Raw genomic sequence first — 13,636 nt, forward strand, 5'->3', positions numbered from 1 at the left:
GAGAATTTCCGTTGCGCGAGGGATTGACGGCCAACTTGCGTTGTTCCAAGCTCTGTTAACCAGTCGAATCAACGTGTGAACGGGCACCCCCACCCATCTCCGGCCGGACCGTGGAGGTCACGGATGGACATGCACGCGCACGACCGGCGACGGTTCCTCGCCCTCGGTGCGGCGGCGGCCGCGTCCGCCGCCCCGCTGCTCACCGCCTGCGGCGCGGGCTTCGGCGGCGACAAGGCCAGGAACGACGGCTCCGCGGCCGACGACGTCACCGGCTCCTTCGACTGGAAGCGGGCCAAGGGAAAAACGGTCAAGGCGCTGCTCAACAAGCACCCGTACACCGACGCGCTGATCGCCGACCTGAAAGCGTTCACCGAGAAGACCGGCATCAAGGTCGAGTACGACGTCTTCCCCGAGGACAACTACTTCGACAAGCTCACCGTCGACCTCTCCAGCGGACGCGCCTCCTACGACGTGTTCATGCTCGGCGCGTACATGGTGTGGCAGTACGGTCCGCCGGGCTGGCTGGAGGATCTCGGCCCATGGATGCGCAACTCCTCGGCGACCGGGGCCGAATGGGACCGGGCGGACTTCTTCCCCAATCTCCTCTCGGCGGACCAGTGGTCGCTGAAGGCGGGCGCCCCGCTCGGGCAGGGCGGACAGTACGCGCTGCCGTGGGGCTGGGAGACCAATGTCGTCGCGTACAACACCGAGGTGTTCAAGAAGCTCGGCCTGAAGCCCGCCGAGACCTTCGACGAGCTGCGCGAGGTCGCCGGGGCCATCACCCGCAGGGCGCCGGGAGCGGGCTTCGACGGGATGTACGGGGTCGCGGTGCGCGGCTCGCGCAGCTGGGCGACGATCCATCCGGGCTTCATGACGATGTTCGCGCGCAACGGCCTGAAGGACTTCACCGTCGAGGGCGGGAAGGTGAAGCCCGCGATGAACTCCCCGGAAGCGATCGCGTTCACCCGGGACTGGGCGGAGATGGTCAAGAAGGGCGGCCCGCCGTCCTGGACCTCGTACACCTGGTACCAGTGCTCCAGCGACCTCGGCGCGAAGAAGGCGGGGATGCTCTTCGACGCCGACACCGCCGCCTACTTCCAGGCGGTGAAGGGGGCCTCCCCGGCGTCCGGGAAGATCGCCTTCCACCCCGGCCCCAAGGGCCCCGACGGCTCGCTCGCCACGAACATGTGGATCTGGTCGCTCGGCATGAACGCCAGGAGCCGCAACAAGTCGGCGGCCTGGCTGTTCCTCCAGTGGGCGACCGGCAAGGAGCACCTGCGCAAGGGCGCGATCGAGTACAACCACATCGACCCGGTACGCAAATCGGTCAGCCAGGACCCCGCGTACAAGGACAAGATGCGGGCCATCCCCGGTTTCATCGAGACGTTCGAGACGGTCGTCGGCCAGACGAAGATCCAGTTCACCCCGCAGGAGCAGTTCTTCGACGCGACGACCAGCTGGGCCGCCGCGCTCCAGGAGATCTACGGCGGTAAGAACGCCTCGTCCGTACTGAACTCACTGGCCGGCGATCTGGCGTCGAAGGTCGGCTGACCGATGTCCGCACGCGTGGCGCCCGTGCCGGAGACCGATCACGGGGCGACCTCCGGCACGGGGACCGGGAAGCGGGTGGCGCGGCCGGTGCCCGCGTGGCGCCGCTCGCTGCGGCCGTACCTGCTGATCGTGCCCGCGCTGCTGCTGACCGGCGGCATCCTCTACCCGTTCGGACTGGGCCTCTACTACACGGTGTTCGACTTCGCGGCGAGCAGACCGCGGCCGGACATGGTCGGGATCGAGAACTACCGGCGGATCTTCACCCAGCCCGCGTTCTGGGACTCGGCGCGGGTGACGGTGGCGTACGCGGTCGGCGCGGCGGCCGTCGAGACGGTGCTCGGGGTGGCCGTGGCGCTGCTGCTGCACCGGGCGAGCTTCGTCGGGCGGATGCTGGAGAAGATCCTGATCCTGCCGCTGATGATCGCGCCGGTGATCGCCGCGATCATGTGGAAGCTGATGCTCCAGCCGTCGGTCGGCGTCATCAACCATCTCCTGAAACCGTTCGGCCTCGGCGGTGTGCAGTGGACGGACACGCCGACGGGCGCCCTGCTCTCGTCGATCACGGTGGACGTGTGGGTCTACACCCCGTTCGTCGCGATCCTCGCGCTGGCCGGTCTGCGCTCGCTGCCCGCCTCGCCGTTCGAGGCGGCGGCGGTCGACGGGGCGGGCTGGTGGTTCACCTTCCGGCGCCTCACGCTGCCGATGCTGTGGCCGTACGTCCTGGTCGCCGTGATCTTCCGGTTCATGGACTCGCTGAAGGTCTTCGACATCATCTACGCGCTGACCGAGGGCGGCCCCGGCGACTCGACGATGGTGCTCCAGATCCGGGCCTATCTGGAGGCGATCCGCTTCCAGCGCTACTCGTTCGGGATCAGTTACATGGTGGTGCTGTGGGCCGTGGTGTATCTGGTCACGATGGTGCTGGTGCGCTATCTGGGCCGGATCCAGAACCGGGCGGCGGAGGTTCCGGGGTGAGCGGGGGTTCCGGGGTGAGCGGGGGTTCCGGGGTGAGCGGGGGTTCCGGGGTGAGCGGGGGTTCCGGGGCGGCCCGGTTGAAGCGCAGGGTTCTCGCCGTCGCCGCCGATCTGGCGCTGATCGTCTACTTCCTCTTCGCGCTGTTCCCGGTCGCCTGGATGGTGCTCCTGTCGCTGAAGCCCACGAACGAGCTGTTCAGTACGTACTTCTCGTTCACCCCGACCTTCGACTCCTACCGCACGGTCCTCGGCGCCGGGGGCGACCAGGGCGTGCCGTTCCTGCGGTTCTTCGTGAACAGCCTGGTCGTGTCGCTGGGCGCGGTCGCGCTGTCGCTGGTGATCGGGCTGCCCGCCGCGTACGCCGCCGCGCGGTGGCGGTTCCGCGGCTCGGAGAACCTGATGTTCACCCTGCTCTCGTTCCGCTTCGCGCCCGAACTCACCGTGATCATCCCGCTGTTCGTGCTCTACCAGCAGCTCGGGCTCTTCGACACCTACGTCGGCATGGTGTGGGTGCTGCAACTGGTGACACTCCCACTGATCGTCTGGATCATGCGGTCGTACTTCTCCGACCTCTCCCCCGAGCTGGAGCAGGCGGCTCTGCTGGACGGCTACACCCGAAAACAGGCGTTCTTCAAGGTCGCGCTGCCGCTGGTGAAGCCGGGGATCGCGGCCGTCTCGCTGCTGGCGTTCATCTTCGCGTGGAACAACTTCGTCTTCCCGCTGATCCTCACCTCGTCCAACGCGCAGACGGTGACGGTCGGCGCGTTGTCCTTCCTCGGCGGCGACCGGCCCAAGTACAACCTGACGGCCGCCGCGGCGCTGGTCTCGGTGGTCCCGCCGCTGCTGCTGGCGCTCACCATCCAGCGGTATCTGGTGCGCGGACTGTCGTTCGGGGCGGTGAAGTCGTGACCGTGACCGGCCCGGCGGCCATTGCCCTGCGCGGCGTGCACAAGCGGTACGGGAAGAACACCGCGCTCGACGGCCTGGACCTGGAGGTGGCCGAGGGCGAGTTCTTCTGTCTGCTCGGCCCGTCCGGCGCCGGGAAGACGACCACGCTCAAGACCATCGCGGGCCTGGAAACGCCGAACGCCGGGGCGGTCGAGCTGGGCGGGGCGGACATGGCGGGCGTGGAGCCGTACGACCGGGGCGTGGCGATGTGCTTCGAGTCGTACGCCCTCTATCCGCACCGCACCGCGTACGACAATCTCGCCTCCCCGCTCCGCTCGCCGCGCCACCGCCTCCCCGCGCACGAGGCGCGCGAGCGGATCGGGGAGGTCGCCGAACTCCTCGGGATCGGAGCCCTGTTGGACCGCCCGGTGGGGCGGCTCTCCAACGGTCAGCGGCAGCGGGTGGCGCTCGGCCGGGTGCTGGTGCGGCCGGCCCGCGCGTTCCTGCTCGACGAGCCGCTCTCGCACCTGGACGCGAAGCTGCGGCAGGCGATGCGCGCGGAACTGCGGGCGATCGGCTCGGTCCGGCGTACGACCACGCTGTACGTCACCCACGACTCGGTGGAGGCGTTGGCGCTCGGGGACCGGATCGGGGTGATCAGGGACGGCCGCATGGTGCAGACCGGCACCCGCGAGGAGCTGTGGCACCGCCCGTACGACACCTTCGTCGCCCGGTCCTTCGGCAGACCCCGGATCAATCTGCTGCCGGGGGCGGTGACGGCCGAGGGCCACTTCCGGTCACCCGGCGGGGCGTTCGAGCTACCGCTGACGGTGCCCGCGCCGCCGGGGACAACGGTCCAACTGGGCGTAAGGCCACGGGACATCGGACTCCGGGGCGGCGTCACCCCGCCTGGGCCGGAGCCGACCGCGACCGGCACCGGCCCAGGCGCCGGCTCGAAGCCGGCCGGCACGAGCAGACGCCCTGCCCTGGAGTTGACCGGCACCGTCCACGTCACCGAGCTGCTGGGCCGGGCCACCGAAGTCACCGTCCGGATCGGGGGGCAGCAGCTCTCCCTCGTCGTCCCGCGCGCCGACGCGGCCGGCCTGAGCCCCGACCGTCCGGTGCGGCTCTCCGTACCGCCTGAGAGTCTGCTGCTGTTCGAGGCCGACCGGCCGGCACGTCCAGGACGAAGGATCAGCACGTGAGCAATGTTCCGCAGCGGGGCCCCGCCCCCCGCCAGGCATCCATAGCCGAGTACGTCCTCGCGCAGGGCGAGGTGAGCGCCGCCGAGCTGGCGGAGCGTTTCGACGTCAGCCTGATGACCATCCACCGCGATCTGGACGAGCTGGAACGGCAGGGCATCGTCCGCAAATTCCGTGGCGGCGTCACCGCCCAGCCGTCCGGCGTCTTCGAGTCGAACGTCTCCTACCGGCTGAAGGCGATGCGCGCCGAGAAGGCCGCCGTCGCGGAACGTGCCCTGAAGCTCATAGAACCGGGCATGGCGGTGATGCTCGACGATTCGACGTCCACGCTGGAGATCGCGCGCAGGCTGCGCTCCATCACCCCGCTGACCGTCGTCACCAACTTCCTGGAGGCGATCAATCTGCTGTCGCAGGAGCGCGGCATCCATCTGATGGGCCTCGGCGGCGACTTCGACCCACTGCACTCCTCCTTCCTCGGCGTCTCGTGCGTGGAGGCGGTGCAGTCGCTCCAGGTCGACATCTGCTTCACCTCCACCTCCGCCGTGTCCGGCGGCTACGCCTACCACCAGGAGCAGCACATCGTCTCCGTGAAGCGGGCGATGCTCGATTCGGCGAGCCGCAACGTGCTGCTGCTCGACCACTCCAAGCTGGGCCGGGTCGCCCTGCACCGGCTCGCCCCGCTCTCCCGTTTCGATCTGCTGCTGGTCGACGACGGGGCGTCGGACCGGGCACTGCGCGAACTCGACGAGTACAAGGTGCCCTACGAGGTCTGCGGCACCGGCCGGGAAGCGGGAACGGGAAGCGAAGCGGGAACGGGAAGCGGGGACGACGGATGAACGGGGGCGGCGATGACGGATGACTGAACTGGCCCTGCGCGCACTGCGCAAGACCTACACCGGACGCGGCCGGGCCGCCGTCGAAGCCGTCCGCTCCCTCGACATCGAGCTGCGCTCCGGCGAGCTGCTGGGGCTGCTCGGCCCGTCCGGCTGCGGCAAGTCCACCACCCTGCGGATGATCGCCGGGCTGGAGACGGTCACCGGCGGCGACATCCTGATCGGCGGCTCGTCCGTGGTGGGGCTCCCGGCCCAGCGGCGCAACATCGGCGTGGCGTTCGAGAACTACGCGCTGTATCCGCCGCTGACCGTCGCGGAGAACCTCGGCTTCGGACTCGCCGCCCGGCGCCGGTACGGGCGGGCCGAGATCCGCCGCCGGGTCGCCGACATGGCCGGGCGCATCGGGATCACGGATCTCCTGGACGCCCGCCCCGCCGGGCTCTCCAGCGGCCAGAAGCAGCGCGTCGCCCTGGCCCGCGCCCTGATCCGCACCCCCGACGTACTACTCCTCGACGAACCGCTCTCCCATCTGGACGCCGCCCAACGGGACACCACCAGGCGCGAGTTGAAGCGGATCCAGCGGGACAGCGGCCACACCACGATCCTCGTCACGCACGACCAGGAGGAGGCGCTGTCGCTCGCCGACCGGATCGCGGTGATGCGGGACGGCGAGATCCAGCAGCTGGGCACCCCCGAGGAGATCTACGACGCCCCGGTCAATCTGTTCGTCGCCGACTTCGTCGGGGAACCGGCGGTCAATCTGCTGCCGGGAACGGCGGACGGGGCGGGCGGCGTGCGCCTCTCCGGCACGGTGCGCTTCCCCGTACCGCACCGCCCGGCGGCGGGACGCGCGGTGGTGCTCGGCATCCGCCCGGAGGACCTGCGCCTGGACGACACTGGTGTACGGGCCCGGGTCGCCGCCCATGAACCCCTGCTGGAATCCGGCATCGCCACGCTCTCGCTCGACGGGGTGGCGAAGCCGCTGGTCGTCGTGACCGGTCCGGAGGTACGGCTCGACCGGGACGACACCGTACGCATCACCGCCGATCCCCGGCACATCCATGTCTTCGACGCCCAGACAGGAGACGCTCTGCGATGACCCGCCCCGCGACGGTCCGCCCCGCGACGAGGATTCTGGTCGCCGGTGACCACTTCGTCCGCAACTCCCTGATCGCCGAAGCCCTGCACCACGCCCTCGGCCCTCTCGGCACGGAGCCCCACCTCACCGAAGTCACCCTCCCCTGGCCCCTGGAACCCTTCGGCAAGGTCGCCGAGGTCGACGAGGCCAGCGACGCCGAGGACGCACTGATCGCCGCCCTGGACGGGGTCGAGGTGTGCGTGACGCAGATGGGCCCGTTCACGGAGCGGGTCCTGGCCGCCGCACCCGATCTGCGGCTGGTCGTCGTCTGCCGGGGCGGCCCCGTCAATGTGAACGCCGCCGCGGCGCGGGCCCGGGGAGTGCGGGTGTGCTTCGCGCCCGGACGCAACGCGGCGGCGACCGCGGAGTTCACCGTCGGGCTGATGCTCGCCGTGCTGCGCCGCATCCCCGAGGCCCACCGCTCCCTCGCGGCGGACGGCCGCTGGGACGCCTCCCACTACACGTACGAGAACTGCGGCCTGGAGCTGGAGGACACCTCCGTCGGCCTGATCGGTTACGGGGCGGTCGGCAGCCGGGTGGCCCGGGTGCTCGCCGCGTTCGGTGCCGAGGTCGAGGTGTACGACCCGTATGTGCGCGGCGACGTCCACGGCGTGCGCGCCGCCTCGCTGGAGGCGCTCCTGGACCGATCCCGCGTCCTCACTTTGCACGCCAGGCTCACCCCGGAGACCCGGCATCTCATCGGCGCCCGCGAACTGGCCCTGCTGCCGCGCGGCGCGGTCCTGGTGAACGCGGCCCGGGGCGGGCTGCTGGACACCGACGCGCTGTGCGACGCCCTGGACTCGGGCCGGTTGCGGGCCGCGGCGCTCGACACGTACGAGCAGGAACCGCCCCCGCCCACGTCCCGCCTCTTCCGCACCCCGCATCTGCTGATGACCCCGCACGTGGCGGGCGCCAGCCGGGCCGTCGCGCAGAAGGCGGCCCGGATCGCGGCGGCCGAGGTGGCGCGCTATGTGCGGGGCGAACCGCTCGCCCACGCCCTGTGAGGGGAGCCGGAGCCATGACGCGATACATCGGCATCGATGTCGGCACCTCCATGGTGAAGGCCGCGGCCTTCGACCCGCGGGGCCGCACCCTGGCCGTCGAGTCCCGCCCGGTGGAGCTCACGATCCGCGGCGGTTTCGTGGAGCAGGACATGGACGAGGTGTACGGGGCGGTCCGCGAGGTCCTGGCCGCGCTGGGCCCGGACGAGGTCGCGTTCGCCGGTCTCACCGGTCAGGGCGACGGCGTCTGGCTGGTCGACGGAGAGGGCCGCCCGGTCCGTACGGCGATCTCCTGGATGGACGGCCGGGCCCACGAACTGGTCGACGCCTGGCTGGAGTCCGGCGTCTTCGCGGCCGTGTACCGGCGTACCGGCAGCGCGATGTTCCCGGGCTGTCCGGGCCCGGTGCTGGCCTGGCTCGACCGTCACGACCCGGCCTCGCTCGACGCGGCGACGACCGCCCTGTACTGCAAGGACATGGTGTTCCAGCGGCTGACGGGGGTCCGGGCCACGGACGTCTCCGACGCGTCGATGCCGTTCCTGGACCCGATGACCCGTACGTACTCCTCCGATGTCCTGGCCGCGCTCGGCCTCGGCCACCGCGCCGCACTCCTCGCCCCGGTCAGCGACCCGGTCGCCACCGCCACGCTCCCCTCCGGGGTACGGATCTCCAACGGCCCGTACGACCTGCCGGCCTGCGCCCTCGGCGCGGGCGTCACGCGCCCCGGTGACGGTCTGCTGATCGTCGGCACCTGCCTGGCCGCGCTGGTGGCCACGGAACAGCTCGATCTGAACGGCGAACCGGCGGGTCTGCACATCTCCACCGACCGCCCCGGCCACTGGCTGCGCGCCATGCCCGCGATGGTCGGCACCGCCGCCCTCGACTGGATCCTCACCACCACCGGCGTACGCCACACGGAGGTCGACGCGCTCCTCGCCACCGCCCCGCCCGGCGCGAACGGTGTCCACGTACTCCCCTACTTCGCCCCGTCCGGCGAACGCGCCCCGTTCGTCGAGCCGCGGCTGCGCGCCGAGCTCACCGGTGTGTCCCTGGAGACCACCCCGGCGGATCTGATCCGTGCGGTCTGCGAGGGCATCGGCTTCGCCGCCCGCCACTGCCTGGCGGCCGCGGGCCTCACCGGCACCCTCGCCCTGTGCGGCGGCGGCACCCGCTCCCCCGCCTGGATGCGCCTGTTCGCCGATGTGCTGGGCCGCCCGGTCCGGATCGTGGAGGGCGAGGTCGGCGCGCGGGGCGCGGTGCTCGCGGCGGCGCAGCGGTTCGGCGCGGAACTGGACACGGCTGCCTGGACGGCCCCGACGACGGTCGTCGAACCGGACCCGGAGCGGGCGGTGTTCTATGCGAAGGCGTACGAGGACCATCTGGCCCGGCTCGCCGCGGCCCGTGCACGTGCTCGCGCGTGAGCACTCGTTCCCGGACCCGGGACGCGGACCGCCGGCCGGTCCCCGCCCCCTCAGCCGTGGGGCTGGTTGAAGGTGGCACTTGCGAGCAGGGAGCCGTCCGCGTTGAGCAGGCGGACGCCGGTGACCGGTGACGTGCCTGCGAGGTAGGGCCCACCCCAGGAGCCGTAGCCGTGGTCATTGAGCGTGAAGGAACCGACCTTGACGATGGAGCCGTCGGCCCGCTGCAACTGGCAGCGGACGGTGCCGGAGTGCCCGTCGGCGTCCACCGCCATGTACAACCAGGGCGAGGGCCCGGTGTAGAGGTAAGCCTGCCCGAACGACTGGCCCGCGTGGGCGAGTGGGGCGGTGAGCAGCCGCGGTTGCACCGGGGAGACGATGGGCGCGACCGGGACCGGACGGCCGACGGATGCGCCGAGCACCCAACCGCCGCCGCCGAGGGCGAGGCCCGCTGCCGCTGCCGCCGCAGCGAGGGCGAACCGCCGCCACTGCACTCGCCGGCGCGGCCGTCGCCCGGAGGAGAGCCCGAGCCGGCCGATCACCCTGTCCTCGAAGCCGACCGGCGGTTCGCTGCCCGGGACGAGATCCAGCAGCGCGTCCGACGTGGCCGTCAGCTCGTGGACGTATTCGCGGCAGGCGGGGCAGTGCTCCAGGTGGTCCATCACCCCGGCCCGGTCCTCGGCGGGCAGCACGCCGAGCGCCAGCTCCGCGCCGATCTCCCGGAGCTGCTCGCAGCTGAACCGGCTGGTGTCAGTCATGGTCCACCTGCCTGGCCGCGAGCGACGCCCGGACCCTGCCCATGGCCGTCCTTATCCGGGTCTTGGCTGTACCGAGCGGTATCTCCTCGAAGTCGGCGACCTGCTGAGCCGTCATCCCGTAGATCCCTGCCATCACCAGAGCACGCGCCTGCTCGCGTGGCAGCGTGCCGACCACGCGGCGCAGTTCCACCGCGGTCTCGGTGGAGAGTGCATGCCGCTCCGGTGTGTCCGTGATGGTCTCCATCATGTTCTCCAGGTCCGCGGGGTCGACCGGAGTGGCCTTGCGCGCGCGTACGGCGTCGATCGCGAGGTTGTGTGCGATGGCCGCCAGCCAGGTGGGCACCGATCCCCGGCGCGGGTCGTAGACCTGAGCGTGTCGGCAGGCACGCTCGAAGGTCTGCTGAGCGATGTCCTCGGCAAGCTGGACATCACCCACCACGGCGATGGCCACGCCGAAAACGCGACGCTGGAACCGCCGGACGAAGGCCACGGCGATCTCGGGATCGCCGGTCATGAGCCCGGCCAACAGCGCTTCGTCGGGCACCCGCTCCAGGGGTATGCCAATCCTGCGCATACTCATTACGTAACACGGGCCCGCAGGGATTGCCTGCGCCGGGCAACCCCGGCGCGGTGGAAGGAATGGCACAGAGCCCGGCATCCGTGCGCGGCGAAGAGTGCAGGCGGACCCGGATACGAAAATTTCCCGAAAAGGGCAATCCCTTGAGCGCTCCGGAGCGTATCCCGTCTGGAAGCCTCATCAGGAGGGAAGCTCATGGCGATCTTCAGTCATCTCATCCCCGCGAGAAGCGGTCACGACATGAGGGACACGTCGCGGCGCTTCGACGACAACGAAAGGGACCATCGTGGCCACCGCGGTCACGACCACGACCATGGCCACGATCGTGGTCACGGCGGCCACCGCGATCACCGCTGGTGATCGCGCAGGACGGCCGAGCGGGCCCGGGCTCTTGGTCCGCCCGGCCGGCAATCTTTGAGGAACGCGTCCTATGAGGCGTGTCTCGCTTCATGTGCTGCGGCGGCTGCTGTCGGTGGCCGATGATCCCGACGCAGTCGTCGCCGCCGCGCCGCCCGTAGCACCGCGTGAGGCGTTCCGGCGGTTCTGGCCCTATACACACGGTGGCCGACGCTGGCTCATCCCGGTACTCGTCTTCAGCATGGTCGGACCCGTCATCGACGCGGCCGAGATCTGGCTCTTCAAAGCCGTGGTGGACGACGTCCTCGTCCCGCGCGATCTGCGTCCCTTCCTCTGGATCGCCCTGGCATACACAGGGCTCATCATCTGCTCCGGCGTTCTGGGATTCGCCGACGACGTGACCTCCGCCTGGGTCAGCGAGCATTTCCTGCTGACCCTTCGGTCGGACGTGTTCCGGCACGTCCAGGGCCTCTCACTCGGGTTCTTCGAACGGCGACGGCTGGGGGACGTACTGTCGCGTATCACCGGCGATGTCGACGCGGTCGAGACGTTCCTCCTCTCGGGGGTGGCGGACGGCCTGTACTACGTGATCCGGTTGGGCGTCTTCCTCGGTCTGCTGTTCTACCTGCGGTGGGATCTGACCCTCCTCGCGCTCGTCATCGTGCCGCTCTTCTGGTGGGCGGCCCAACGCTTCTCCCGGCTGATCAAGGCCGCATCGCGCGAGCGGCGGCGGCGCAGCGGCTCCATCAGCGCGATCGCCGAGGAGTCACTCGGCAACATCGCGCTGGTGCAGGCGTACAACCGGCAGGAGTCGGAGGATCGACGGTTCGAACGCGAGAGTGTGGGCAAGTTCCGCGCGGCGATGGCCTCGGCGCGCATCCGCGCCGTCTACGGCCCGGTCGTCGAGGCCATCGAGCTGGCCGGCGGGCTGGCCGTCATGGGCCTGGGCACGTGGAAGCTGGCGCAGGGTCAGCTCACGCTGGGCGGGCTGCTGGTCTTCCTCGCGCTGCTGGGCAATCTCTACAGTCCGATCCGCGACCTGTCCCATCTCGCCAACACGTTCTACGCGGCGTCCGCCTCCGCCGAGCGGATCATCGAGTTGCTCGACCAGCGCCCCCAGGTCGTCGAAGCCGCCCACGCCCGACGGATCGGGCGCGCCCGGGGCGACATCGAGTTCCACGGCGTCTGCTTCCGCTATCCGGGTACGCCCCGGTGGGCGCTCCTTGACGTGTCGTTCCACGTGACACCCGGTACGACGCTGGCGCTGGTCGGCGCGAGCGGTGCCGGCAAATCCACGGTCGGGAAGCTTCAACTGCGCTTCTACGACCCGGACCGGGGCTCAATCCTCCTCGACGGCACCGATCTGAGGGACCTCAAGCTGTCCGAGCTGCGCGAGAACGTCGCGGTGGTCCTCCAGGAGACGCTGGTCTTCCACGGCACGGTACGGGAGAACATCGCCTACGGCCGGCCGGGCGCGACGGAGGCGGACATCGTCGCGGCGGCCCGCGCCGCCGACGCCCATGACTTCATCCAACTGCTGCCCGAGGGCTACGACACGCTGGTGGGCCAGCGTGGCCGAACCCTGTCCGGCGGGCAGGCCCAGCGCCTCGCGATCGCTCGCGCGATGGTCAGGAACGCGCCCGTACTGCTCCTGGACGAACCGACCACCGGCCTGGACGCCCGGTCGGGCCGCCGGATCATGGAACCGCTGCGCCGGCTCATGGCCGGGCGGACCACCATCGTCATCTCCCACAACCTGTTCACCGTCCGCGACGCCACCTCCACCGTGGTGCTGGACCGCGGCCGGGTCGTCGAGTACGGAACGCACGAAGACCTGCTCCTGCGCGGCGGAACCTACGCCCGGCTGCACCGGCTGAACGAAGTGACCGGCCCCGCCCTCGTCAGCTCCCCATCCCCACGGAAGGTTCTCCCATGAGCCGCGCCACAGCCCGGCCGGCCCCGCCTCTCGGCCCCGGAACGAAACCCGCGCCGGGGTACGAGATCCTGGCGCACCTGGCCCGGACCGGCTGGCTCGACCTCTACGACGCGTGGAGCGAGGAGCGGGACTGCCGATGTGTCATGAAGGTCCTGCGCCCCGACTGCCGCCACGAGCAGCGGCTGGGCGACCGGCTGCTGCGAGAGGGCCGTTGGCTCCGGACATTCACGCATCCGCACCTGGTCCGCGCATACGAGACCTTCGAATCGCCCCAGCCGCTCGTCGTGCTGGAGACACTGACGGGCGAAACGCTGTCGCATCTCATCGGCCGGTTGTCCAGGCGGCCGGCCGCCGACGACGTGGCCCTCCTCGGCGTGCAGCTGTGTTCCGCGATCCACTACCTCCATGGTCACGGTCTGCTGCACCTGGACCTCAAGCCGTCCAACGTCGTGGTCGACTGCGGGCACCCCAAGGTGCTCGACCTCAGCGCCGCACGAGCGCCCGGGATCGCCCCGCCGGGCGTCGGCACCTTCTGTTACCTGGCTCCCGAGCAGGCGCGCGGCGGGCCGCTGTCGGCCGCGGCCGATGTGTGGGGCATCGGCATCACGTTGTACGAAGTCGCCACCGGCGACGCGCCGTTCGACAGCGGCGAGACCGTGGACGAGACCGACGACGGCGACGGCACGGGCGGCCAGGACGACTGGTATCCGCAGCTTGAGGAACCGGCTCCGCCGATCAGGTCCCGCCGACGCCTCTCCCGTGATGTCGCCGCGGCCATCGACGGCTGTCTCCGGCCCGACCCGACCGCCAGGCCCACGGTCCCCGAACTCGCCGATGCTCTCGATGCGACGCTGCCGTGGCAGCGGCGCCGCGTCGCCCCGTCATCGGCCGACGGGAGAGACGAGTCCTAGTCCGAAGGGCTGATCACTTTCGGGCCCCTCCTGCTGTTAGCCTGCTCTTGCATATAGGTTGCAATAACAACAGGACAGCAGCTGGAGGGTTC

General features: G+C 70.5%; 12 protein-coding genes. 10 read left to right on the forward strand and 2 right to left on the reverse strand.

Annotated elements, in window-relative coordinates; genetic code table 11:
- The first annotated feature begins 123 nt into the window (after positions 1 to 123).
- From ACFVV1_RS20275 to ACFVV1_RS20310, 8 genes are read left to right on the forward strand one after another with little or no spacing between them, the layout of a single operon-like run.
- A complete protein-coding gene (locus ACFVV1_RS20275) occupies positions 124 to 1,551 on the forward strand; it encodes an ABC transporter substrate-binding protein (RefSeq protein WP_389990783.1) in 1,428 nt (475 codons plus the stop codon).
- 3 nt (positions 1,552 to 1,554) lie between these two features.
- Complete coding sequence (locus ACFVV1_RS20280; protein WP_389990785.1) at positions 1,555 to 2,526, forward strand: carbohydrate ABC transporter permease; 972 nt, start codon at positions 1,555 to 1,557, stop codon at positions 2,524 to 2,526.
- A gap of 50 nt (positions 2,527 to 2,576) precedes the next feature.
- Entirely contained in the window at positions 2,577 to 3,434 is an 858-nt protein-coding gene (locus ACFVV1_RS20285) for a carbohydrate ABC transporter permease (RefSeq protein WP_389990787.1), read from the forward strand.
- A 2-nt stretch (positions 3,435 to 3,436) separates the two neighbouring features.
- On the forward strand, positions 3,437 to 4,618 hold the full coding sequence (locus tag ACFVV1_RS20290; protein ID WP_389990789.1) for an ABC transporter ATP-binding protein: 1,182 nt from the start codon (positions 3,437 to 3,439) through the stop codon (positions 4,616 to 4,618).
- Positions 4,615 to 5,451 (forward strand): DeoR/GlpR family DNA-binding transcription regulator, encoded by an 837-nt coding sequence (locus ACFVV1_RS20295; protein ID WP_389990791.1) that lies wholly within the window; start codon positions 4,615 to 4,617, stop codon positions 5,449 to 5,451. The genes ACFVV1_RS20290 and ACFVV1_RS20295 overlap by 4 nt, the downstream gene beginning before the upstream one ends.
- A 19-nt stretch (positions 5,452 to 5,470) precedes the next feature.
- Positions 5,471 to 6,547, forward strand: coding sequence for an ABC transporter ATP-binding protein (locus tag ACFVV1_RS20300; RefSeq protein ID WP_389990793.1), 1,077 nt, complete (start codon positions 5,471 to 5,473; stop codon positions 6,545 to 6,547).
- Entirely contained in the window at positions 6,544 to 7,590 is a 1,047-nt protein-coding gene (locus ACFVV1_RS20305; protein WP_389990795.1) for an NAD(P)-dependent oxidoreductase, read from the forward strand. The genes ACFVV1_RS20300 and ACFVV1_RS20305 overlap by 4 nt, the downstream gene beginning before the upstream one ends.
- A gap of 14 nt (positions 7,591 to 7,604) precedes the next feature.
- Complete coding sequence (locus ACFVV1_RS20310; RefSeq protein ID WP_389990797.1) at positions 7,605 to 9,008, forward strand: FGGY family carbohydrate kinase; 1,404 nt, start codon at positions 7,605 to 7,607, stop codon at positions 9,006 to 9,008.
- A 50-nt stretch (positions 9,009 to 9,058) separates the two neighbouring features.
- Here the strand turns inward: ACFVV1_RS20310 and ACFVV1_RS20315 are convergent, their stop codons facing one another.
- A complete protein-coding gene (locus ACFVV1_RS20315) occupies positions 9,059 to 9,763 on the reverse strand; it encodes an anti-sigma factor family protein (RefSeq protein WP_389990799.1) in 705 nt (234 codons plus the stop codon).
- Positions 9,756 to 10,337, reverse strand: a complete 582-nt coding sequence (locus ACFVV1_RS20320) for an RNA polymerase sigma factor (RefSeq protein ID WP_389990801.1) — start codon at positions 10,335 to 10,337, stop codon at positions 9,756 to 9,758. Before ACFVV1_RS20320 ends, ACFVV1_RS20315 begins: the two co-directional genes overlap by 8 nt.
- 433 nt (positions 10,338 to 10,770) lie before the next feature.
- Here ACFVV1_RS20320 and ACFVV1_RS20325 point away from each other — a divergent pair, with 433 nt between their 5' ends.
- Together ACFVV1_RS20325 and ACFVV1_RS20330 are read left to right on the forward strand one after the other, a co-directional pair.
- On the forward strand, positions 10,771 to 12,633 hold the full coding sequence (locus ACFVV1_RS20325) for an ABC transporter ATP-binding protein (RefSeq protein ID WP_389990803.1): 1,863 nt from the start codon (positions 10,771 to 10,773) through the stop codon (positions 12,631 to 12,633).
- Positions 12,630 to 13,544 carry a serine/threonine-protein kinase gene (locus tag ACFVV1_RS20330; RefSeq protein WP_389990805.1) on the forward strand — a complete coding sequence of 305 codons (915 nt, stop codon included), beginning with the start codon at positions 12,630 to 12,632 and terminating at the stop codon, positions 13,542 to 13,544. The genes ACFVV1_RS20325 and ACFVV1_RS20330 overlap by 4 nt, the downstream gene beginning before the upstream one ends.
- The last annotated feature ends 92 nt before the right edge of the window (positions 13,545 to 13,636 follow it).

Origin of the sequence: Streptomyces sp. NPDC058092 (assembly GCF_042884935.1) — a bacterium.
GTDB lineage: Bacteria > Actinomycetota > Actinomycetes > Streptomycetales > Streptomycetaceae > Streptomyces.